18 protein-coding genes and 3 pseudogenes are annotated in these 23,676 nt (G+C 56.4%); 13 read left to right on the forward strand and 8 right to left on the reverse strand.

The genetic code is table 11. The annotated features are described in order from the left end of the window. Nucleotides 1–304: 304 nt before the first annotated feature. The 9 genes and pseudogenes from FQ755_RS17080 to FQ755_RS17115 all read left to right on the forward strand — a co-directional run bounded on the left by FQ755_RS17080 (nucleotide 305) and on the right by FQ755_RS17115 (nucleotide 9,295). Nucleotides 305–709 (forward strand): helix-turn-helix domain-containing protein, encoded by a 405-nt coding sequence (locus tag FQ755_RS17080; RefSeq protein ID WP_144156026.1) that lies wholly within the window; start codon nucleotides 305–307, stop codon nucleotides 707–709. A 281-nt stretch (nucleotides 710–990) separates the two neighbouring features. Then, complete coding sequence (locus FQ755_RS17085; protein WP_260858647.1) at nucleotides 991–1,641, forward strand: hypothetical protein; 651 nt, start codon at nucleotides 991–993, stop codon at nucleotides 1,639–1,641. Nucleotides 1,642–1,655: 14 nt separating this feature from the next. Next, complete coding sequence (locus FQ755_RS17090; RefSeq protein WP_144156027.1) at nucleotides 1,656–3,617, forward strand: Mu transposase C-terminal domain-containing protein; 1,962 nt, start codon at nucleotides 1,656–1,658, stop codon at nucleotides 3,615–3,617. After that, nucleotides 3,607–4,545: a TniB family NTP-binding protein gene (locus tag FQ755_RS17095; RefSeq protein WP_144156028.1), complete on the forward strand. Its 939-nt coding sequence runs from the start codon at nucleotides 3,607–3,609 to the stop codon at nucleotides 4,543–4,545. The genes FQ755_RS17090 and FQ755_RS17095 overlap by 11 nt, the downstream gene beginning before the upstream one ends. 49 nt (nucleotides 4,546–4,594) lie before the next feature. Continuing rightward, a pseudogene (locus tag FQ755_RS38670) lies at nucleotides 4,595–4,873 on the forward strand (TniQ family protein); the annotation flags it as partial. A 21-nt stretch (nucleotides 4,874–4,894) separates the two neighbouring features. Beyond that, the gene (locus tag FQ755_RS17100; protein WP_260858648.1) at nucleotides 4,895–6,058 is read left to right on the forward strand and encodes a hypothetical protein; all 1,164 of its coding nucleotides are present in this window, start codon (nucleotides 4,895–4,897) and stop codon (nucleotides 6,056–6,058) included. Nucleotides 6,059–6,432: 374 nt separating this feature from the next. Then, a complete protein-coding gene (locus FQ755_RS17105) occupies nucleotides 6,433–7,737 on the forward strand; it encodes a hypothetical protein (RefSeq protein ID WP_144156030.1) in 1,305 nt (434 codons plus the stop codon). A gap of 65 nt (nucleotides 7,738–7,802) precedes the next feature. Further along, nucleotides 7,803–8,417, forward strand: a complete 615-nt coding sequence (locus FQ755_RS17110) for a hypothetical protein (RefSeq protein ID WP_144156031.1) — start codon at nucleotides 7,803–7,805, stop codon at nucleotides 8,415–8,417. 89 nt (nucleotides 8,418–8,506) lie between these two features. Beyond that, a complete protein-coding gene (locus FQ755_RS17115) occupies nucleotides 8,507–9,295 on the forward strand; it encodes a metallophosphoesterase (RefSeq protein WP_144156032.1) in 789 nt (262 codons plus the stop codon). A gap of 26 nt (nucleotides 9,296–9,321) precedes the next feature. Here FQ755_RS17115 and FQ755_RS17120 read toward each other — a convergent pair whose 3' ends face one another. The 8 genes and pseudogenes from FQ755_RS17120 to FQ755_RS17155 all read right to left on the reverse strand — a co-directional run bounded on the left by FQ755_RS17120 (nucleotide 9,322) and on the right by FQ755_RS17155 (nucleotide 15,276). Then, on the reverse strand, nucleotides 9,322–10,053 hold the full coding sequence (locus FQ755_RS17120) for a hypothetical protein (protein ID WP_144156033.1): 732 nt from the start codon (nucleotides 10,051–10,053) through the stop codon (nucleotides 9,322–9,324). Next, the gene (locus FQ755_RS17125) at nucleotides 10,050–10,598 is read right to left on the reverse strand and encodes a hypothetical protein (RefSeq protein WP_144156034.1); all 549 of its coding nucleotides are present in this window, start codon (nucleotides 10,596–10,598) and stop codon (nucleotides 10,050–10,052) included. Before FQ755_RS17125 ends, FQ755_RS17120 begins: the two co-directional genes overlap by 4 nt. A 285-nt stretch (nucleotides 10,599–10,883) precedes the next feature. After that, nucleotides 10,884–11,378 (reverse strand): hypothetical protein, encoded by a 495-nt coding sequence (locus FQ755_RS17130; protein WP_144156035.1) that lies wholly within the window; start codon nucleotides 11,376–11,378, stop codon nucleotides 10,884–10,886. Nucleotides 11,379–11,824: 446 nt separating this feature from the next. Then, nucleotides 11,825–12,379: pseudogene (locus FQ755_RS17135) on the reverse strand (ParB/RepB/Spo0J family partition protein); the annotation flags it as partial. Beyond that, nucleotides 12,376–12,912, reverse strand: a pseudogene (locus tag FQ755_RS17140) (plasmid partitioning protein RepB C-terminal domain-containing protein); the annotation flags it as partial. The pseudogenes FQ755_RS17140 and FQ755_RS17135, both read right to left, overlap by 4 nt. 18 nt (nucleotides 12,913–12,930) lie before the next feature. Then, a complete protein-coding gene (locus tag FQ755_RS17145; protein ID WP_144156036.1) occupies nucleotides 12,931–13,179 on the reverse strand; it encodes a hypothetical protein in 249 nt (82 codons plus the stop codon). Nucleotides 13,180–13,430: 251 nt separating this feature from the next. Next, nucleotides 13,431–14,189, reverse strand: coding sequence for a hypothetical protein (locus FQ755_RS17150; protein ID WP_144156037.1), 759 nt, complete (start codon nucleotides 14,187–14,189; stop codon nucleotides 13,431–13,433). A 7-nt stretch (nucleotides 14,190–14,196) separates the two neighbouring features. Next, nucleotides 14,197–15,276 carry a hypothetical protein gene (locus FQ755_RS17155; protein WP_144156038.1) on the reverse strand — a complete coding sequence of 360 codons (1,080 nt, stop codon included), beginning with the start codon at nucleotides 15,274–15,276 and terminating at the stop codon, nucleotides 14,197–14,199. Between the two features lie 211 nt (nucleotides 15,277–15,487). Between FQ755_RS17155 and FQ755_RS17160 the strand changes: the two genes are divergently transcribed. From FQ755_RS17160 to FQ755_RS17175, 4 genes are read left to right on the forward strand one after another with little or no spacing between them, the layout of a single operon-like run. Continuing rightward, nucleotides 15,488–17,371 carry a type VI secretion system tip protein VgrG gene (locus tag FQ755_RS17160; RefSeq protein ID WP_144156039.1) on the forward strand — a complete coding sequence of 628 codons (1,884 nt, stop codon included), beginning with the start codon at nucleotides 15,488–15,490 and terminating at the stop codon, nucleotides 17,369–17,371. Nucleotides 17,372–17,412: 41 nt separating this feature from the next. Continuing rightward, on the forward strand, nucleotides 17,413–17,835 hold the full coding sequence (locus FQ755_RS17165) for a DcrB-related protein (RefSeq protein ID WP_144156040.1): 423 nt from the start codon (nucleotides 17,413–17,415) through the stop codon (nucleotides 17,833–17,835). A 13-nt stretch (nucleotides 17,836–17,848) separates the two neighbouring features. Further along, nucleotides 17,849–22,396 (forward strand): DUF6531 domain-containing protein, encoded by a 4,548-nt coding sequence (locus FQ755_RS17170; RefSeq protein ID WP_186308555.1) that lies wholly within the window; start codon nucleotides 17,849–17,851, stop codon nucleotides 22,394–22,396. Between the two features lie 25 nt (nucleotides 22,397–22,421). Further along, nucleotides 22,422–22,685 (forward strand): hypothetical protein, encoded by a 264-nt coding sequence (locus tag FQ755_RS17175; protein ID WP_144156041.1) that lies wholly within the window; start codon nucleotides 22,422–22,424, stop codon nucleotides 22,683–22,685. The last annotated feature ends 991 nt before the right edge of the window (nucleotides 22,686–23,676 follow it).

Consider the following 23,676-nt stretch of genomic DNA (forward strand, 5'->3'; position numbering starts at 1 on the left):
GAGCTCGTTAGGCCCTAGACCTTCACACATCAATGGCACTAAATGAAAATTTATCATCGATCTCTGCCAATTGAGCATTGGTTGAATAATTCGGGAATTTTTTTGATGTTATTACGCATTCAATACCTCTATTTAAGAGTTCGATGCTACAAAACGATCAAAAACAGTTTTTAAAATCGATCCAATTCGACTCGTAAAAATATGTTTCTTTTTATCCGTCAGTTCATCGAAAATAATGCGTTGACCTCCTGTTGCTCGGCTCCTATTCTCAGAAAACTCACACACAAATTTTGTCGAGTTTCACGTGACCGATCTTGGAAAATTCATTCGGACCCGCAGGAAAGTTCTTGATCTGACGCAGACCCAACTCGCTCAGCGTCTCGGCGTCGACGACGCGTACATCAGCGCAATCGAACGTGGGGTCCGGACGCCTGGCGATGTTGTTTTCATCGATCAGTTGGGGCGAGCCTTGGCGCTCGATGCGGATGGCAAGCGTGAGCTGGAGGCAGTTGCGGAAAGCTCCAAGCGCCTGGTGCGCCTGTCTGATCCACTGCCGCTGTGCAAGTATCAAGTCATTGCCGCTCTGGTCAGGGACCAAGCTCTGACGGAGGTCGACATGGAAACGATTGCAAAAGTGCATTCCGCGATCGTCCAGATTCGGAACGCCACGGCGGGAGCCGTCGGCATTGCCAGCGGAGGACCTATGTAAAAGCAAAAGCGCCACAAACCAGAAGGCCTGTAGCGCTTTCGGGTTCAGAATCAGTAAAGATTCCGCTCCTAGACAAAGCCGAGTCTCTACCTATCTGACCTCAGCGTCAAGCCCTTCTTTTTCCCTTGCGATTTGCGCCCCTCAGGATTCGAACTGTCTTGATCGAATCCTCGATATCGCTCGCCCGCTCTCAAAGCGGTATTCGACGGCAAATTGTCGTCGATGGGGGGGGGCTTTCCTGAAAGATAAGCGTCTGTCTGCAGACGCGATGGAGAAAACTCGTGCCCAAAATTTCCCGAGCTTTAGCGAATCAACCCTCAACACGTCTGCCGCGCCGCATCGTGACCGTCTCAGGCCGCGGCGTGCGAGGAAGATTTCCGAGTCGGAAATCAGCCAAACCGGCCCAGTATGAAAGCTTCGTCGAGAACATGGTGCTGGCGTTTCTGGAAGTGGCCGCGGCCGTCAAGTCGCTCTCGACCCAACCTCGAGTATTCGAATACCCAGACGGCACAAGCCAGCGGTGCTATACGCCTGACGTGGAAATCGAGATAAAGAGTGAGACCACTCACGAAACTGCGTTCCTCGAGGTCAAAGACGACAGAACGTTCACCGCAAACTCAGAAGCTGCCACGCGGCTACGGGCGGCACTGCCGCATGTCCGTCAATGCGGGCACCGTTTGCATATCGTCTTTCGGTCCGACCTCGTCATGAATGACCTACACGGAAAGCTTGTACTCCTCTTAAGAATGCGTCCACTTCGGGGCAGGTATCGACCAGACATCGACACGTCCCTGTGGGATCCGGAAAACGGCACCACTCCTTCGGCGGATATTCAACAGCAATGGGAAGACGCAAAACGTCAATGTGACGATTTGCTTAGCCGGATCATGAATCGTGATCCAGATGATTTCCTGTCAGTCTCAAGTCGCTAAACGGAGCGTCAACCATGGCCAACTTCATCAAGGATCAGGTCATCTTCCGCGGCGAGGGAGAGTATCGGCTCGTTAGGGTACAGGATGACATTGCTCATCTCGAAAACATCGTCACTGGCGCGTTTTCAAGTCACAGTGAAGCAGATCTGCTGGAAGAGTATTTGCGAGGATATCTTCGGACAGCTAACCGAAAGAAGTTTCAGCGGCCACCAAAGTCCTGCGTGGTAAAGGACTTAATTGAGGCCGCAACATCATCAGTTAGGCAAGGCGATCAAGAGACGCGCCGACGAGTGAACTACCTGTTGATGCTGGATCGCATTTGCGCATTCGACGGTTCCCGATATGCCCTGCGTAGAGCGATTCAAAAGGTCGCAGCGGAGCTGGATGATATAAAGCCCCCACATGAAACGACTATATATCGCTGGCGCAGACGATACCGGCTCGCAAAGCTTGACGTCCGCGCATTGCTTGATGGAACTGATCGGAGAGGAGGCAAAGGGCAGTCACGACTCGCCGACGTCGTGGAAGGTATCGTACAGGATAAAATCGAAACGGCATTTCTCAACAGCAAAAGAGGGACCGCAGAAGATGTCTATAACGCCGTTTTTTTCGAGATCCAGCGACTAAACACGACTCGCATCGAGTCCGAGTGGCTCAAGGTTCCGGGACTGCGGACCATTCAAAGGCGAATCCAGAGCATCAACGCATTTGAACGCACGGTTGCTCGCTATGGTGAGCGGGAAGCGCAGCGCCGGTTCGCCGACCAGCTTTGCGCACGCAGAGTGTCCAGAATTCTTGAGATCGTTGAAATCGACCATACCCCAATCGACCTGGTCTATTCGGACGCCGACGGTAGAGCGATCGATCGCCCGTGCTTCACCGTTGTCCTGGATCGTTTCTCTCGGTGCGTGCTTGGTTTTTGCATCAGCTCAGCCGGACACGGCGTTCACGCCGTATTCGAAGCGCTGCGGCACTCGATGATGCCTAAAACCTATCTTAGGGAGCGATTTCCCGATCTACCCCTGGAATGGCCATGCCACGGTTGGCCAGAGCGCTTATTGATGGACAACGGTCGAGAATTCCATGCCCATGCAGTAATCGACGCCCTCACGAACCTCGGCGTGATATGCGAATACGCCGCTTCGCGCGATCCAAACGACAAGCCATTCGTTGAACGTTTTCTCAAAACGTTCAACTACTCGTTTATCCACAAACTTCCGGGAACCACCCTCGCAAAGGTGCATCAACGCGTCGGGTTCAAATCGGAAGATGAAGCTTGCATCACGTTCGAGCAGCTCAACGAAATGGTACATGTCTGGATCACGTCCGTATATCACCTTCGACCACATAGAGGTCTTGCCGGGCGCGCACCGATCGATGTGTGGAAGGAGAGTGCAGCTGCATTTCCCCCTGCACTGAAGTGCAATGCAGAGGATCTCAGCATCGAATTCGGCGAGTTTGCCGAGAGCGCTCTCCAGCACTACGGCATCGACTTCAATACGTTCAGGTATGCATCTCCCGAATTGCTCGCCCTACGGCGGATGCTACCCGCTAAACGAAAGGTCCAAATAAAGGCTCCCTACGAAAACGCCGGTGCAATCTGGGTGTGGAACCCAATCGATAGCCAATACATCCGTGCTGACAACACCGATGAGCGGTTCAACAACTTGACGGTAGAGCAGGCCAAGTTAGTCAAGCGCGAATACGCAGACTCCGATCCTCATCAACGAACCCGGGCAAATGGAGAAGAGATGATCCGCAAAAAGGCCAACGGGGCGATGCAATCAAAGGAATTGAAAACACGCAAACGAGGGGCACGCCAGGCGCATACCACGTCGAAATCTGTCAATCGCCTCCCACGCGCAGCGTCCGAACCTCACATCTCCGTTCCACTTGCCGCCGTCGCTTTCGATGTCGGCGAGCTTTCAGAGTTCGAAGTCGAATCGATGGACGCCGAGGTAAATCATGAAAGATAAAGATCAATGTATCGGCATTGTTAAGGATATCCGATTAAGCTTCATCAATTTCTCACATGTCAAAAGGATACTGGCTGCATTGGATCGTATGCACGAGTACCGCTGTGGTAACGAGGAGGCCGAGCACATCATGTTGCTCGGCGAGTCCGGGGTCGGAAAATCGACGTTGCTATTCAGGTACGTCGAGAAGCATCCTGTCATCCAGCACGAGGAATTCACCGAAGTCCCGGTCCTTTACGTGCCGCTCGGCCAATCGCCTACCCCGAGGATCTTGGCTAGCACGATCCTGAAGGCGCTCGGCGACCCGAAGTGGAACCTCGGAAAGGAGATCGAGTTGACCACGCGACTCGTACTTCTGATCAGGCAGTGTCGCGTGAAGCTTGTCCTCATCGATGAAGCCAATCATTTGATCGACCGAGGCGGGGAAAAAACGCTACACACCGCAGCCGATTGGCTCAAGCGCCTGGTCGACGCGACTCGCGTTTCGTTTGTTCTGGCCGGCATCCCGCGCACCAGGCGTTTGCTCGCCACAAACGATCAACTGCGTGATCGTTTCAGAGAGGTGATCGAAATCGACCGCTTCTCGGTTGCAAACGCGACGAACGAACACGAGTTCCGGAGTGCGCTCAACGTTTTCAAGGGATATCTGCGGGATCTCCCCACGCTGGATATCTCGGGGAAGACGATTGTTCGTCTATTCGCCTTCGCGACTGATGGGCGGCTTCGCGACATTCGGAGACTACTGGCGCGCGCCGTCGAACTGGCCTTTGAACAACCGGATCCCCGATTGACAGATTTGGTTCTGGCGGAGGCCTTCCGGACCGTCATCTATCCCGGCTCTCCAGACCACCGAAATCCTTTCCATAAGGCGTTCGACGAAATGCCTCTCGTGAAAGGTGACGAACCGTTTGCACCTGTGGAGCGCTGATATGAACGCCTTGAATCCGTGTGGTCAGCCGCTGTGCCGCCCGAGCCCTATGCCGGACGAGTGGTCTGAGACATACCTCTTTCGGCTTGCGAGGGCAAACGGCATATACCGTCCTCGGCTGAGTGACATTGATCGAATTCGCCCCACGCTTGCGACGACCGCGTCGACGAAGCCCGACGGTTATCCCGTTTGGAGCGAGGTAACGTTACCACGCTGGAGCGTGGTAACTCGGGCGAACAGCATTCGGTATTGTCCCCAGTGCATGGCTGAATCCAGGTACATTCGCTCGTGTTGGCGTCTGACCCAGCTCGAGGTTTGTACGATCCATGCTATCCGGCTCAAGGACGACTTGGCCGAACCCGTTATGACGAGGGGTTACAGGCAACCTGACAAGCATTTCATCACGGACGTGACAGATGAACAATTGTGGGCAGGCGCTTTATGCCCCATGCCAGGCGAGCGGCGTCATATTGAACGATTGTGGTCTGGACTCGAGCAGTTGCTTATCGACGGCAAAGCTCCCGAAGCAACAGAGCAACTCGCTTGCATTCTTTTCCTGGAAGTGTTGCTTGATGCGATAGCGACCGCGCCAGACGAGCATGGGTACCACTCTGCTGGTATCCCACGGTCAACGCAAATCGCCGAGCTAGTCGAGAGGCATCAATTTCTCCTCGCTCCAAACCTTGGAGGCATACGCAACTTTCTGGATCAGATCACCGGCGCTTCACATCGGAACGCTGTGCTTGCCCGTTTGCGGCGCATGCTGATAGATGAAGGTCGGCGGCAAACATGCCTTTCCAGACTACCAATCGCGAGGCTACGAAAAGAGCTTCTGATGAGCACACGGGGAGATCGCACCACGCCCACCTGTGGCCCTCTCCATCCCAGTCACAATATCCCATGCGGATATGTGAGTCTCGAAGAGGCGGCCTCGCTCATCGGATGTCCCGTAAGGCTACTGAAGCACCTCATTCATAACGATAATCGCCACGGAGCCCGTATCGTGCTGCACGGTATGAAGCGCTATACGTATCTTCCACCTTGGACAGTGGAAGCATGCCGCCGCTGGTATGCCTCGCTTGTTACTCCACGGCAGTTGCTCAATGAACTTCACATCGAGCGTAGGGGCTACGCTGCGCTGTTGAGCACGGACCTGCTCCGGCCAGTTTCCGTTGACACATACACCTTCTTCAGGCGAGCAGACTTCACCGACCTATGCCGACGATTGGAAGACGTCTCGCGGCCGTTCCCGGTCGAGTACGCCCATCTACATCCTCTGTTTGGTGAATGGATGTCGTGGAGCAACGGCATTAAGGCTGCATCGCTCGAAGTAGTGAGGGATGCATTCAGTGGCAAGCTTCCGATCTTCCGGACGTTAGACGGTCTTGGCCTGTCTGCCTACTTTGTCGATCAATCCGCGGTCGAACGCCTGCGGCAACTCAAGCGGAGGGAATTGGCAACGTACAGGCAACGGGAATGTTCGCCCAATCAGCTTTCGCTGCTGACGGAATGAGTCTCGAGTCCGCCCGTAGCGGGGACTGGCGCACCTTGGGAACAGCCCTCTTTTCGGACCGTTTCCTGGTGCGTCCGTCAGTACTTCCCGACGAGAGCTTCCTGGGCTACCGCCTGCGGGTCGCATTTGCCAACGGACTGTCCGACCCTGGCTGGCTCGACTGTGTGGTTAACAGTCTTCCGAAAACCCACGGCGTTGCCCGTTGGTGCCCGCACTGCCTCGCCAATCCAGGGTGCTATTGGCGTGAGGACTGGTACTCTGGGCCGGCAGCGTGCTTGGTACATCGATGTTGGCTGACCCCCGTGTGCAACGCATGCCAGCGAACGCTGCGCTGGAAGCATGTTCGCTTTTTCACATGTACTTGCGGCGCATCATTGCGGGATGCACTCGTAGACAGATTTTCTGCTGATGTCCTGAAACTGCTCGCCGAGCAAACCACCTCCAACGGTGGTCTGCCATCCGTTTTAGAGCGCTGGAACCTCGCGCGTTTTCTCGGAGCGCTGTCCCAATTTGGGCTTCACGGCAAGCCGTTGAAGAAAGCCTCACGTCAAAAGGAGAATATCGAGCAGCTGGTGGTGACCACCGGCGCACCACTGATGGCTGATCGGTTGGCCTGCTTTGAATTGCTCGATCGCCTGCGTGCTCCTGCGGCGAGCTCGAATAACGTTCCCTTGCTATCGGAAGTCTTCCCACATCTGCTCGTTATGCTACGCAAGCAGTTGAATGAGACCGAGCGCCAATGGATGGCGGCCCTGCTGGACGCCTACGTTGCAAGTTCATCGCGCCGCGGGGCTCCGATAATCTGGGAGCGGAAAGGCCTCATCCAACGGGCGAACACGGAATTCCGTCGACAGAGAACGCGAAGCCCTGCAATTGTCACCATGCTTGCGCAGACGGGCGCCACCGTGCCAGTCAGACGAACGCCGGCCGGCCGGAAAAAATTCGTGATCACTCAGGCGGACCTGCAAGATCTCTGGAAAGCCCAGCGTTCGCTGATTGCCGCGAAGACGGCCGCTCGACACGCGGGGATATCAGTCAATCGTATCCATGTGCTGGCAAAAGCAGGCCTGATTGCTTCGACCGGCAAGCGAGTCGACATGAGGTCCGTCGATCTTCTGCTCCGCAAAATCGTGGCTGCCTGCGCGTGTGACGTCCCGGTATTTGAGGATCCGGTCAGCCTGACCGAAGCTTTGCGTCGGTACGTTCCGGTTGAAGCGACTGGAGCATTCTTCAATCGGCTCATGAGCGGTGCTGTACCCTTGGTCGTAGAGTCGGGGAAGGTACCGGCGTTGCGGAATATTGTCGTGGACCGTGGTGAAGTAGTCCCGGCAGTGCAGGCGCTGACCGCATCGGATTCCCTGATATCCATTGCCGAAGCAGCCCGTCGCCTTGGCGTCAAGCAGGAAGTGATGTATCACTTGGTCAACATAGGTCTCGTCAGGACTCGAACGGGCAAACAGCGGCGTCGGGCAACGCGAGTCGTCGATGTTGATGACCTTCAGGAGTTCACCGAACAATTTGTGCCGCTGTTCACGGTGGCGAAGGCAATGGGAATCTCCGCTCGCGAAGCGCCAAGCTGGGCCACGCAGCATGGCATTGAGATCGTCACCGGACCATCAGTCGACGGCGGACGGCAGTACTGGATCCGAAGGCAGTCGTGCAAATTTCCTGCAGCGTAGGACGTGAAGCATGAAAGTTGGTTTTCGGCGGTCGTGTGAACCCCGTCCTGTTAACAGGAGCGTATATGAAAATCTGGAAGTCTCAACCGGTTAAGTTGCAACCCATTGTCTTTCTGTCCCGCTGGCAAGTCATGGAGACGGAAGATGGTTTCCGCCACTTCATCGGGCACAACATGGAAACCATGACCGGGCGGGCAAGCACTGGTATCGTGAAATTTGACCCGGAGACACGCCGGGGAGTGACCGGGTCCGGGAGAATCTACGAGCTGGTCGGGGAAAGCGGTGCCGACACGAAAGCCAACTATCTCTGGGCTGTCAGTTGCGCTCAGGCTGGCATGGCTTCGATGGATGTATCGTCCGAGTACGATCAACCGGAAATCATGTCCTTGCGACCTGTCGCGCCTTATATTGCCAATCTGTTCTGCGACGGCAGCCCGGCGCGCCTTAGCGCCAAAGTTCCAGCCACCGGTCAATCCTTCGAGGGACAGGATCCGGAGGACCTGGCGGAACTGCTGTTTGCCAAGGGCGTGCGACAGGGTTACTTGCGCCTCCCGGACTCAGACAGGATCGAGAATTGGACCGAGTTCGTCGATCTTGTGCGCGCCGTAGAGCATCGGCTCAATCAGCTGGAGCGGGGCTTGCCTCGTGACGCCGACGGAACACGCAGCGGCGAATGGTAATGACGCTGCGGTGCTCTTGCGCTATCGAACGCCCTGACTCGCCGCCGGCTAGTCAGGTAAAAAGCAACCAGACCTTTGACTGTGAAGCCATGAAACTGCTCGTCCTGTCCGATCTGCACAACGAATTCGAGCCAACTGTCGCTGATGCGCAGGCTGTCACCCGGGCCGATGTCGTCGTGCTCGCTGGCGACATCCATACGAAGGATCGAAGCGTTGAGTGGGCTCAGGCATTCGTTGACGATCCGGCCAAGCCCGTCATTCTGGTGGCGGGGAATCACGAGTTCTATCGCGGGCACTTCGACCACACGCTGCACAAGCTTCGCGAGCTTGCGTACGACACCAACATTCATTTCCTTGAGAACGATGTGTTCGTGCTGGGCGACGTCCGTTTTCTCGGATGCACGCTCTGGACCGACTTCAAGTTGTACGACCAGGACACTTCACCCGCGATGTGCATGCGGGATGCCCAAAGTGCCATGAGCGACTTCCGGTTGATTCGCGCGACGCCATCGTATCGAAAGTTGTATCCGGCCGATACGGTCCGGCGCCATGAGCTATCGCGTGCATGGCTCCGAAATAGCCTGAGCGAATCATTTATGGGTAAAACCGTTGTCGTTACGCATCACGCCCCGTCGGAGGGTTCCGTCGAATCGGAGTATGAGGGAGACTCGCTGACCCCGGCTTACGCCTCGAATCTGGAGGGTCTCATGGGACGCTCCGTTCCTCTATGGATTCACGGCCATATGCATACCAGCTTCGACTACATCGTCTCTTCCGATTCTGAGCCGAGTGGTACACGCGTGATCTGTAACCCGAGAGGATACTCCCCGAAACATCTGAATCCGTACTTCAATCCGTCACTAATCGTTGAAATCTGAGCTATATTGGAATGCGTGGCTATGCGTCAATTACATTTGAAAAAGTCGGACGCGTGCGTTTCCGCATGATGGATAAGAGGCATATCCACGCCAAGTTGCTGCCACGCAGCTACTGCAAGAAAAAAAGCTGCCAATACGCCGGCGAGACCGACGATCAATTCACTTCGCTTGGAGACCTTCTCGGCCGCCCACGACGGAAAATTTCGCTTCAATACCTTAGTTGTCCTTACAACCAAAATTTCGCGCTTTACCCAATGAAGCAAAAAATATAGAGTTGACGAGAAAACGACCATAAAAAGGACGAGAAAGCCAAATGCTATGACGGAAGGAAGAGTCGCTTTCTGCGTGACATCCGGGATCGTCAACAGCATGTAACCCATGGAGATACCAAGTGCAAAGGAGCCGGAGTGAATGAACAGTTTCAGCAAGGGCTGACAAGCCCATTGCAGGAGATTCCGAGAGAAAAAGGACCCATTGCTCAGCATCGCCAAGGAAACGAGAAGTGCGTCGATCGTCAGGAAATTCAAGTAACCTGCAGTTGTCGCTTCACGAACGAGTGAATTCATTCGTTCGCAACCTCCGATGGCGACTGGGCTATTTAGCTCTTTTAGCATCGCATACACCAGCATGAGTGCAATGCCAACCGATACTACGCCGACTGACTCACGAATCATGCGGGTGGTCTCCTTGCTGGCATGTTCCGTGGCCTGATCCAAGGCATTGTGAGCGAGATCTATATTCTCGGTGGTTTCTATCATATTTTCTTCTCCGCTGTTTTGGATTCGCTGCGGCTCCCTCGCTTACTATTACGCTCAGGGGCGCTAGTCCCTTGCTTGGCGCCGCTGATGGTATCGGCGAGGCTTTCAAGAATACGGGGGGACGAAGCCCCCAGGATTCCGAACGCCACCAGACAGGCACTCGTGCAATGTGGGTAGAAGGACGCGGCAATAGATGACATGGCAAATCCCGAGGGGATGCCTATAGTGAGCCTTCCTCTGAGGTAGGCAATATGCTCGTCCTGTGCTGGCCCACGACCACGTTCATTCAATGTTAGTGAATCGTCGTCGAGCATCAGTCGGTACACATAGGGAAACACGCCGACTATTCCGCCGAACACACCGTGTGACAGCCCGCGCCAGTCAGGAGGCGACCAATGCAGAATGAAATCGGCCAGACATACTGCCGATATGATCGCGATGACCGACAGGAGATTGCGCGAAGCTCGTTGCTGGGATGCTGTCAGACCGCTTGGGGGGCGTTGTTTCTGAAAATGTTGGTCATTCGGATCAACATGGAACTGCATTGTGATCTCCTGCACGTTATGGCCGAACCTGTGTCAAAACTCGAGACCTCGGGCACGGATGTCGTTTTGCCGTCGCTAAGTGCTACGAGGCCGATACAGAGCATTATGGTGAGACGTCTTTCGCGCCTGGCATCGAAGGCGCACGTCTTTACGCACCCGCAGCAGAAGTGTTTTAGGCGAAATGGGACAGAACGTACCTGGTCTGTCCGGTTAGTTCCAGTGCAGCCGAAATGCCCTTCCTAGATGAATGGTGATAGGGAGCAGCAGGCCTCAGGCATAGTGCGATCAGTTCCGGGATGGGAGACGGACGCGATTGATGCCAGGCAGCACCCAACGCCCGCCAGAGAGACGCGATAAAATCGATGCCGCATGCATTTTCGCCGTCGCACCCCAAGGGGCAGTTCCTCGTAACACGTAGATGCGACCAGTAGCGAGTTGCACGCAGTAGCCGAACGTCCGGTTCTTGCTGGGGATGTCGCGACCGGCGATCAGCATCACTGGATACATTGACCGCGCCTTGACGGAAATCGGGTACTGGACCCATGCATTAGTTCTGTAGTTTCCAACCTGGTGGATCCAGGTGACTTTGCTAGCGGGATCGAAGTGACCCACTGATAGGATCTCAGCGTCACAAGCGCTGTCATTGTTTAGCCCCAGCACAACACCGTTATGCTCCAACGGAGTTACCTCAAGGCGGATACGTTGAGCATCCTTTCTGAAGGTGAAGTGAAGCGATACGAGGGATATGCAGAATGCGGCCAGGGAAAGAAAAGTCGTCATGGTCAATTCGCTTGGACGTCCAGGGTCGAGGTTTTAGGAGCGGCCATCGTGTTGCCGGTGCCGTGCCTCAGCGTGGAGTGTTTTTTTAGAGAAGCTGTCAACGAAGACAAGGGTACGGCTCCTTAGAACGGCAGCTTTCGAAAAATCTGAAGGTCTGATTGGGTCGACTACGGATATTTTTGGATTTGGTGTTTCGGAAGGTCAGGCGACTGACCTCCTGCTTTCGGGGTCGGCTAGGAGCGGGTCGTGAAGTTGATTTCTGGTTCGCGAGTTGCCCCCGGGGTAAAGTCAGAAGGGTGGCTGGCGAAAAGTCAGTGCTGTTGCTTCGCTCCAGCCGACGCCTTCTGTCGGCGTGGCATAACTCAAGCGTCAGGTACTTCAGAAGTATTTTCGGAGAAAAAGAGTCGTGGTGAACAGCCGCAGGAGGCTTACTGAGATACATATAGAGCAGGCATCAGTTCCACGCACTCGACCTGCCGGGTCGTTTTCATCTTGCGAAGTGCGCGAACCAGCTCCGGCGAAAACTGCCGATCCTTCAGCAGATCCGCTGCCTCCGCGCAGATCCCGTCCAGCAAAGCCATCCGCTTGAGGATCTGGGACACGTCGACGGCCAGTGCCTTCGCCAGCCGTTCGGGCGAGACGCCGCGCTCGACTGCCCGTCGGATCATGTGATGCTCCTGGATCGTCGAGAGTCGGTTCACCCGATTGTTGAAGGTATAGCTCTCATCGTCCATTGCAACCAGACACGTTGCGGTTTCGAGCTGCAGGTCCTTCAGTGCTGCGAGCCGCAGATGGCCATCGAGCAACACGTGCTGACCCGACGCGGTGTCGGCTGGCATGACCGACAGCGGCTCGATCATCCCCACTTCTTCGATCGAGCTTTTGATTTGCCTGAACTTGCGCGATATTGTCATTCCGGCCGACAAACGTCTGGACGGCAGGATATTGCCTATCGGAACTATCAGCGGTTCGGGAATAAACCCTAGCGCAACGGTGCTCATGCCGGGCTCCCGCTGGGCCATACGCGCTCAGCCAGATACTTCGGCAGCGTGGCCAGCCCTTCCGCGCGCAGCAGATTCACAAAATTCTCGTCGGCGAACAACTGTCGCAGTGCACCCACCACGAACAGCAGCCGTTGCTGAGTGAACTCCGCCTTCTTGACCATGGCCTTCTGACGCTCGACCTCGCGCTGATACGTCCGTACGAGACTAGACGTTGTGATGTCGGCCGCCGTGCGAGACATGTTCCGGCCGGACCCCCGCCCGAGTGCCTTGCGGCGCTCTATGACCCGCCGGGCGTTCATCAACTGACGGCCACGCAGCTTGCCGGATTCATATGCCTCCTGCAGTGCTGCCTGAACTGCTTCGTCGTTGTCACCGGCGCCGACGATCGACAGCGCGGCATTCAGTGGGACGTGTCCTTTCTCCACGGCAATGACAAGCCGCTCTTCGCCCTGCCGGAGCAGCGTCAGTATGCCCTGTACGTACTGCACAGTCAGGCCGGTCTTCTCGGCAATGGCTTTCGGAGCATACCCTGCGCGCAACCGTCCGAACTAATACGCGTACTCGAAAATGGGCGTCCAGATCATCCAGTTCGTGAGCAGGTTCTGTGGGATCGGCGACGCTGGGCAGCACATGAAGTGTCCACTCAGATTGCGGGCGTGACGGCCGTGATCGTTGGACACACGCCAACCCAGGAAGCCGCCCAGCGCGGCAACGTGATCGACATCGATACGGGAGCCGTGTACGGCTACAGGCTCACCGTTTTCGATTTGGCTGATGTCCAGGAATGGTTGGTACACGGTGATCGGCCTTTTACCCGGAAGCCGGTGTAATGCGATGAAGCTACTCGAGCTCCAGCGGCGTGCTGTCAGAGCTACGCTGTTTCAAGCCTCGCGCCGTGATGTAGCAACATGACCGGAAATAACGAAGGCGCATGTTTTGGTGACACGACCGGCCGAGCCCATTCCTCGTGAGGATCCGGGGTGTTGACCACTGCGATGCACTGGTCTTGTTTGCGTCCGATGACCATGACCTGTCGATCTTTCCGTCGTCAAACCTGTTGACGCAGGCGGGGATTGAGCAGGCGAGCGAAGAACATCTTGCGTCGTGCTTCCTGGAGCGCGGCCGCATTGTCGAGCTCGAAACGCTCGCCGCGTTCGCGCTCGACCTTTCGGACCTCGCGGATGCCCACGCCATAGATAACGAGGTATCGCAACCAGACGAATGGCGCTGCCATAAAGCCTGTAACAACGACCAGAACCAGCAGCTCCTTTCCTCTGGCACCAAAGACTGCCCCGACCATACCCAGCGCGGCGACGCCAAGACCAGCTCCAATGTTCGAGGCATTGCGTGACGACGATTTGCGCTTGGCGTTTGTACGTGATCGAACGATTCTTTGGACTTTCCCCTTCGTGATAGCGAGCGTCGGACTTGTGCGTGTCTGGTCGAATTTGCTCCAGTTGGTCTGGCGTTCCATTCGACAACCGAGCACATAAACTGCAGCAAGCAGCACCAGATAAGCTGCGGATATGGCCATCGGTATGCGCTGCGAAAACCACTGTTCGAACGCCGTCTGGTTCATGAAAATGACGAACAGGCAGAAATTCAGCTTGAGCAGCCAATCCAGCCCGAGGTGGTAGGTTGTGTATCGCGTCGTGAAAAACGCCGCGAGCACTGCGTATGCAAGTGACGCGATCAGCAGCGGGGGGATGAGCCATCCAAGCGCCGGTATGCTCAGCGCGGCCAGTCCGCCAGTTACCATGGTCATGACAAAGAGCACGAATGGCGAACGAATCAGGGTACTTTCCATACTTCCTTTACCAGTGGTGGTCTGCTGCGAGCCGGTCCCATGCATCGCCCATACGTTTGCCCGCGAAGTGCGATACCCCCACCTGCACGAGAAGGCCGACTCCGAAACCAATCGCAAGGACGGCGAGGACAGGTAACTCGACCGGAAGTCCAGCTGCGGCCACGATAAAACCTGGAAGGTATGTGCCAGCCCCCCAACCCGCTAGCCAGCCCGCCAAGTTGGCCGGTTGGCTGTGTGCCTCGAGACTCGCGAATTGATGGAGATTGTCGGCATCGATCGCGTCTGAAATTGCTTGTGGTCCCAAGGCTAGCAGACCGCCCACACCGACACCGGTGATATGACCGCCCAGTGTTTTTCCGAAACCTTCCACATTGAGCCGGTTCCGGGCTTCGAGTGCGTCCAGAGCCGCCTGCCGGTACGCGGGAATGCGCACAACACTCTGCGCGGCCCGCCCACGAACGACGTATCCGGCCGCCTTTTTATTCACTGGAATCTCGAACACCCATTTTCCCTCGACACGCACCAGTTCCAGTGTTGTCCCGAACCGTTTTTGCGCCGACTTTATGCCCTGGTTGCCGCTCTTGCGTGCCCAGGCGAGGAGTTTATCTCGGACGCCCTCAGGTATATCGAGAAGATCAGAGGTGGGCGCTTTCTGTGTAAGTGATAGTGCAGCGCCGGCACCTGTCGCCAGACTGGAGCCGATGTTCGTCGGCGCATAAATTCCGTTCAGGACCTCGCCACCCAGACCGGGAATTTTCTGTGCCTCTTTGTACAGCTTGCCAAATTCTGTCGTGCTGAACGTTTTTTCAGCATCCCGTAGCGCCTGCCGTAGCTGCAGGAGTTCGTTCACGCGCTCCTGCGGCGTCATGTCCTTGTCGTATTTCAGTCTGGCGATCAGATAACGACTGGCGGCACCGGCGTCGGCTGGATAGGTGCCGCCGACATTCACGGAAATGGGCAATACGTCGTTCCCCATGCCCAATATCTGACCGGTTCCCGGAGCGCCGCCGGGGCCAAGCAATCCGGGTTGCCCAAAGAGTGTGCCGGGATTATCTGCTGTACACGCGTTGAATTCCGATTCAGCCATTTCTACATTATGGACGTGAGTTAAATAGAGCTATAAGAAATATTTTCTGAATATGCCAATTGAATATCCCGAGCCTTGATTGTTAAATAATTTTCTGCCGCACAGAATTTCCTCAGCGCCGACTATAATTGTGGGCAAATTTTAACCGCTATATCAACGAATATGGCGATTTCGGGCACGACGAAATTGATTATGCCGTACAGGGGGCCTTATGCAGATGTCTGACTTCAGCCAGATCCTCAGCTTGCAGAATAACCGATTGTTCTCGGTGAAAACGCCATTGTCTGGCCGGTCTCAACTGCTGGTCAGTGGCTTCAGCTATCAGGAAGAGCTGTCGAGCCTTTACACGATCGAGCTCGGGTTGACCTCCCAGGACGCAACGATCGAACTCAAGCAGTTAATTGCAAAGGACGTGTCTGCGGAACTCACCCTGTCCGATGGCACGACCCGATATTTCCACGGCTATGTGACCCGATTTACCCACCTCGGAACAGACGGCGGGCTCGCGACCTATTCCGCGACGCTGCGTCCGTGGGTCTGGATGCTGGGCCGGCGCTATGACATCCGCATATTTCAGGAGAAGACATCGGAGGACATTCTCAAAGAGGTGTTTTCCCAATACGGCGTGATCGCGCGATACGAATTCCGTTTGCTCAAATCGCTCAAGCCATACAGCTATTGCACGCAGTATCGGGAATCCGATCTCAACTTCATGAAGCGGTTGCTTGAACATGATGGCCTGTTCTTTTACTTCGAGCATACCGAAGACGGTCACCGGTTGATCATCACCGATGATTCGACTGCCGCAAAGCCGATCGACGGAAATTCGGTGCTACGGTTCACCACAGGCGAAATGCTCGACGAGGATAATGCCGTCACCCAGTTCCGGGCAGACCGCAGACTCGAATCCGGTCGTGTCACTCTGAAGTCTGCGGATTACAAGGCGCCGAACGCCAGTCGTCTTGTGTCGAGCGATACCCTCACGAATCAGGGCGACGTCGCAAAGTATGAGGTCTACGATTATCTCGGTGCGCACGCATTTGATTCGAGCGACCGCGGCGAGGAACTGATGCGCTTTCGCCTCGAAGCGCTTGAGGCGGAAGGCAAGGTATTTATCGGTGCGAGCAATTGCCGCACGCTTGCCAGTGGCCATACCTTCACGTTGATCGATCACTACGATCACGACAACGGTCAAGCCGCGGACAGGGAGTTTCTGGTCCTGTCCGTCAGCCATCACGGCACCAACAATTACCAGTCGTCGGGGGGATCTGCAACGTACGCCAACAGCTTCGTCTGTATTCGCAAGAAGATACCTTTCCGTCCGGCGTTATCCGCACCGAAACCAATGATTCCGGGACCGCAAACGGCGATCGTGGTTGGACCGAAAGGCGAAGAAATATACACAGACGAGCTTGGCCGCGTGAAGGTGCAGTTCCACTGGGACCGCCTTGGCACAATGGACCACCGCAGTTCGTGCTGGGTCCGGGTCGGACACGCGTGGGCGGGTTCGGGCTTCGGCGCAGTGCAGATTCCCCGGATCGGTGACGAGGTGGTCGTGTCATTCCTTGATGGCAATCCCGACCGGCCGCTCATTATCTCGCGCGTCTATAACGCGACGAACCAGCACCCCTGGAAACTTCCCGATAACGCAACCCAGAGTGGGATCCTGTCACGCTCAACGAAAGGAAGTTACAGCACGGCCAACGCGATCCGCTTTGAGGACAAGAAGGGCGCAGAGGAGTTGTGGCTGCAGGCCGAAAAAGACATGACAGTCGTCGTCGAGGACGCCCAGACGACGCAGGTCCTAGGTGGTGACCGAACGATTTCAGTCGTCAAAGGAGACCAGAAAACGACTGTGTCGGCCGGCAATCTGTTGGATACCGTCTCGCAGGGGAACACAACCCAGCAAACGCCTACCGGTGTGCATACCATCGAAGCCAAGGAGCTGTGGATCAAGATCGGCGGCGACGGTGGGACGAAGATCCATATGACGGGCGACACCATCGAGATCTACAAGGGCTCGTCGGTTATTCACATTGATGACGGACAGATCAAGGTTCAGGCCAACAACACGCACATCAATCCCGATAACTGAATTCTGGACCAAATCAACTAGCGCTTCACCGGAAGAACACCATGTATCAGATGCAGGAAGGCTCTCTGTCGCTGCCCACTGACTGGCACGATAAGTCGATGAATGTGTTCGTGTCGGTTGCGACAGGAACGGAGGGCGTGAGCTTTGTCGTGACTCGGGAGAGTTTACCGTGGGGGATGAAGTTTCACGAATACACCGCGAACGAAGTCCAGAAGCTTGCAAAGCAGGTTGCGGGTTACGAACTCATTGCCGGCGCGGATGCGGAAGTATCGGGCCGCGCGGCCTATACCCACGAATTCCGGTGGCTAAACAATGGCAAGCCAATCCAGCAACTGCTCACGATGGTTGAGTACGGCAAGCGGGTGCTGATGTTGACGTTCACCGCGCCCGGCGCGATCAGTGAAACGCAGAAGACTCAGGTGCAGGAAATCATCCAGAGCCTGACCCTGCACGAACCCGACTGAACGCCGCACGACCATGGCCGACCAGGATAACGATACCCCCGCCAGCATTGGTGAACCGACCGGCAGTGCCAGCGAACGGCTGGCCAACCTGCAGACGCTTGAGGACGGCGATGCCGCCAAGCAGGAGCAGATGAAATGGGTGGACGGCGCGAACTACGGGATGCTCGGTGCCGACGTGGGCTACGGCTCTTACGCTGCGGGGTCGGCTGCGGTCGCAACCGGTGCGACAGGGGCGGCAGCAGCGGGGGCCGCGGCGCTTGCTGCCGTGCCGGCAGTCGTTGCGTTGGCCGGTTCATGGGCGCTGGGTAAGTTGGGCGTGACGCAGGCGATTGCCGAGGGCGCAGAAAAGGTCGGCGACGCACTTGGCCTGACGATCGGTCGGGGCGATCCACATCCTGCTTGTGTGGGTGACGACATCGCGCATTCGTCCGGCTTCTTCGGAATGATGGCGGGCCTTGCGGCAGGCATTGCAATCGGCGCGATGGTTGCCGCTACCGTCGCGACCGGAGGGTTGGCCGGTGCGCTGATCGTCGGCGTATGCATGGCTGGTGGCCTTAGTCTCGGTAGCGCGCTTGCCTCTGCGAGCCAGAGCATGGGGAGCAACTGCGGCAAGATTACCAGCGGGTCACACAACGTTACCTTCGAAGGCAAGGCCGCTGCACGGGTTAGCGATGTCACGTCCTGTTCCAAACACTCGAGCTCGCCCGAGCCTCTGGTCGAAGGCAGCAAGACGATCACGATCAATGGCCTTCCGCTGGTGCGCATCGGGCATTCGACGCATTGCAGCGCCAAGGTCAATTCGGGCCGCAAAAGCATCTGGGCTGACCGGACTACGGGACAGTATGGGCCGAAAAATCCGGAGCTGACGGCCGGCGAAGAGTTCTTCGCCGGATTGCTCGGCGGGCTGATCGGCGCGAAGCTTGGCGGTATGCTCGGCGATGCGCTGGTGAAACGCGAGCCGACCGAGTCGGCAGAAGTGTCGGGGAAGAAGGATGAGGCCTCGACCTGCAAGGAAGATCCGGTCGATGTGGCAACCGGCGAGATGGTCGATATCCGCACGGACATTTCGATTCCGGGTGTGTTGCCCTTGCAGTTCTCCCGGCGTTACCGGACACGTTCAGACGACTCAGGACTTCTTGGGCCGAAGTGGTCAACCAACTGGTCACAACGTCTGACGTTCCAGGACGGACACCTCGTGCGTTTCCACAACGGAGTCGGCCAGGCGATCACCTTCATCGCCCCCGAAGCCGGCCTTGATGGGATCAATCTGCGTGAGCCACGCTATCGCCTGATCGGCAAACGTGATGAACCACGCATTCTCGATCATCAAGCGCGGCAGGTATTGGTGTTTGCGCCGCTTGTCGACGGAGGTGCATCAAGGCTGGAGCGTATTGAGGATCTGAGCGGCAATGCCGCCGCCTTCTCCTACGACGGGGACGGCCGCCTCGCCGGTGTGGCACATACGGACGGCTATCGGCTTGAGGTGAAATATCATGATGCGAAACGCGAAATCGACCAGGTCGTGTTGCACGACGTGTCTGGCGACTCGCAGACGCTGGTCGACTACGGATACGATGGACCGATGCTGGCCCACGTGGCGAGCTTCCAGCACGGCCACTTCCATTACACGTATGACCGCAATGGATGGATGACCGGCTGGCGCGATACTGACCAGACCGATGTTCGCTATCTGTACGACGATGCCGGTCGTGTGATTGAGACCGGCACGCGACAGGGATACCACACTGGGCGTTTCGTCTATGAAGACAGTCGCACGCGCGTTATCGACGGTGACGGCGAGTGGATTTACGAATACAACGCCGATGGCCTGGTTACGGTCGAGACCAATCCGCTTGGCCATACGACCGTGCGGGAATGGGGACTCGGACGGTTGCTGTCGCAGACGGACGCACTTGGTCGGCGCACGGAATTTCAATACGACGAACGCGGTAGTCTTATTACGGCTCTGGAGGCCACGGGTAGCACGACGCGGTTCGAATACGATGATAATCGTTTGATGACTGCGGTCGTTCTACCAGCCGGCGGACGTGTCAAATTTGAGTATGACCATCTTCAACGCCTGACTGCACGAACCGCACCGGACGGAAAGGTCAGGCGTTACCGCTACGGCGAGCGTGGAGAACTTCTTCGCGTCGTGAACGACGATCGTGAAACACGGTTCGATTACGACGCGCAGTTGCGGCTCATCGCTACACGTCTTCCGACGGGAGCCAAATTTCGTACATCATTTGATGTGCTGGGACGTCTGGTGGAAGAAGTTGATCCGGATGGTGGTGCCGGACGATATGAATATGTGGCTGGACCGGACAATCCGCGCGGCGCAGTTTCGCAATTTACGCAACCAGATGGCGCTGTTGTGCGCGCCCGCTACAACAGCGAGGGCCTGCTGGTCGAACAGATAGATCCGCTCGGGCGGACAACCCGGCGCGAGTACGGGCCGTTCGATCTGGTTACTGCGTCGGTCGACGCCGCAGGTCATGTTACGCGTTTCGAATACGATCATGCGACGAGGCTGACGAAGGTCGTCAACGCGTTGCACGAGACGTGGGAGTACCGCTACGACGGCGCAGGACGGCTGGTTACAGAAATCGACTGGGGGGGGCGCACCACGCGCTACGAGCGCGATGCTGTTGGCCGGCTGCAGGTGAAGACGTTACCGGACGGCGGCCAATGGCGTTACGGGTACGATCCGTCTGGTCGTCTCGTGACGGTTGACGCAGGCGATGTTAGCTTGGCCTATACCTACGACGAGGCCGGCCGCCTGGCTACCGCCGAGGTACAGGGTGAATCGCCGCACATCACACGCTTCGCCTATGACGACAAAGGCCGTCTTATCGGTGAGGACCAGCACGGCCACCTGCTAAAGCACGTCTACGATGCACAGGGTCGACGCAGTGTGCGAATAACACCGCATCGGGAAACGCAGTATGAATACGATGCGCTTGGTGCATTGACGAAGGTCGGTCCGATGTCGATCCTGCGTGACGGGCTTGGACGGGAAGTTGGACGTCAGACGGGCGAATTCGTCATGCAGCGGCAATACGATGCGTTGGGTCGTGTTTGTCGCCAGGTCGCTGGGCCGCAATCTGCGTTTGATGAGATGCCGTCCGATCCCATTGACGCACTGGAAAGGCTCTCGCGGCAACTGTATTCATACGACGCAGTCGGGCAACTTCAGCGGGTCGACACGGATTCCGATAGCGTGTCGTATCAGCACGATGTCCGTGGACAAGTGACGTCCGTCCGTAGTCTTCGTCAACCGCCGGAGCACTACTGCTACGACGCGAATCTGAATATCGCCGCGCACGGCCAGCAGAGTCCGGTTGACGCGCACAACTATTTGTCTGGAGGCTTGCCGGAGCGTGTTGGCTACACGCGCTACCGGTACGATGCGCGTGGGCGGACGATCGAGAAGACGATTGAGCAGCCTGGATTCAGGCCGAGGACGTGGCAATACACGTGGGACGGGCTGAACCGGCTGGTGAAGGTGCGCACACCGGAAAAAGGCCTTTGGACATACCAGTATGATGCGTTCAGCAGGCGAGTTGGGAAAACCAACATGGCCGGCGGCGAGGCGGTGCGTTTTCTTTGGGATGGCTATGCCGTTGGCGAGCGCTGGCATGAATACCGTGACGGAACCACGGGCAACGTGGTTACCTGGCACATAGAGTCGGGCACGTTATCACCGATAGGTCAAGAAACTACTAAAGGAGTGTATGCCGTCTTCGCGGACATGGCCGGACACGGTAGTTGTGTTTTCGACGATCAAGGTACGGTCGTGTGGACGGGCACCCAAACTTTGTGGGGACGCCTGTTTGCTCACAAGAAAGCGGCCAACGACGAAGCGCTGGATACGACTTGCAGGTTTCCAGGCCAGTGGGAAGATGAAGAATCTGGTCTTCACTACAATGTGCATAGGTTCTACGATCCAACTTCTGGCAGCTACGTGTGCATCGATCCGATCGGGCTTGTCGGTGGATTGCGCACGCAAGGCTATGTCTCGAATCCGTGCCGCGGCACCGATCCGCTTGGGTTGCAAGGTTGCGAAAAAGCCACCGGTGAGCCGTCTCAAGCGAAGAAAGATGAGATACGCGCTATCCCGAAAGGGGAACGTCCTGATCCATCCGAATATTTGTCTCAAGACTACATATCTGACCACCTTTCTCAGTTCCAGGATGGAGCATCAAGATTCATGACGCAATCAAATCTTGAGAAGTACGGCATCGCCCAGCGCGATGGCACGTCTTTCGTAATGCCAAGTTCAGAGGCGGACCAATTGATTGCCTCTACGAGCGGTAATCCAGCAGCGCTTGAAGAGGCACTAGGTCTCCCGAAGGATTTTCTTGCGTCAAATCAGCTGTACCGCGTGGATATAGCAAATCCGCAGGAGTTGAATCTCAGGATGCCGTCCGGGAATGAGGCGGGAGCGAATGATCAATGGATCCCTGGTGGTAAGCTGCCAGACGGCAACTCGGAGGCTGTTATCGATGCCGGAGGATTGTCGCCGTCACGATACGATGCAAATCCGGTTGACTTCTAAAACTATTGAGCTTTGTGCGGACGCTATGAAATTTGTGGACGACTTTGTTTCAGCGGAACATCGGTTCTCCATCGGGAGAGAAGTCGATTCGGGAAAGTTCTATCTTTCCATTCCGGTCAGCAATCGCCTTGTCGATTACGAAGAGTATTACGAAATATCGGAATCCGACGCGGAACGGTTTCGAATTGCCCCAGATCTGGCGCGGCAGTTCGCGGAGAGGTGCCGGAACAGAATGATGGACGATGCCCTAATCATCAAGCCCGGCTCTGACCGGGGTGTCGCGAGCTAGGAAAGAGAACGTCCGATTCCTTTGCATGCGTCCAAAGTCTGGCGAAACCGCTTTTTGCCAAAGGCGTGAGACATGGTAAGCCTAAGAACCATCATAGGCGTGGCGCATTGGCACGGTAACCAGTCGGAACTCGTCTCCCAGTGGATTTCTCGGACGATGTTCCGCGCCTAGCCTCTCGGCAGTACCAGCGAACGCACTATGCGTACCATCGGGTCATGAGAAGTGTATTCAAGCAGCGCTGATAAATATCGCGGGTGACGCGTGAGCCGAAATCGAGCCGCAGACTCTCGTCAAGCATGGAAGCGACGGTGCTGCCGTTCAGAGACAAGTGGAGTTGCGACTCAATGCGTTGCGCGAGTTCGTATGCCCGGGTAGCAACCATAACTCGAAGTGTCAATTCTTCGTCGCGCTTGCATGACTGCAACCACATCTGGACTGATTCGACTGTGTGCGCGACGGACATCCAGGTGCCTGTCGCATGTCGCGTAACGAGTTGGGAAATTACGAGGTATGCGAGCAATTCAGATTGAGCCCGCAGGTCGTGCCTCAGCGGCGTTTGCATGTTGTCAGCGCCATAGCTTCAATATGCTCGATTGTAGTTCGGCTCAGATGGAGTTCAAGGCATAACTCGAGATCCCTTGAGCCGCCATCGTGCTGACGGGCAACGACGTTAATAATCGAGGGGATTGTTGCGAAACAGGTGTACCGGATTGCAGCGCGGCAAATTCAACACCGGAATCACCGGTATCTGCCTCGCCAATCTCTCGCCCAAGTCAGTGTCATTGAAAGCACTACTCGCAACGTTTCGGAGTAAGCGGCTCGGCCCGACCGTTTCGCCATGCTGACTTTTCCAAAGCATGATGAGGGCGTTCAGATCAACGGAGCCAGTCAGCCATGTCGAACGCAGGGGGCGCAGCCCATCCCCGTCGCACGTACGCGCGAAAATTCAAGCAGCAGGTGATCAGAGAGACGTTGGTGCCTGGCATGTCGG

The organism is Paraburkholderia sp. BCC1885, from assembly GCF_900996235.1.
Lineage (GTDB): Bacteria > Pseudomonadota > Gammaproteobacteria > Burkholderiales > Burkholderiaceae > Paraburkholderia.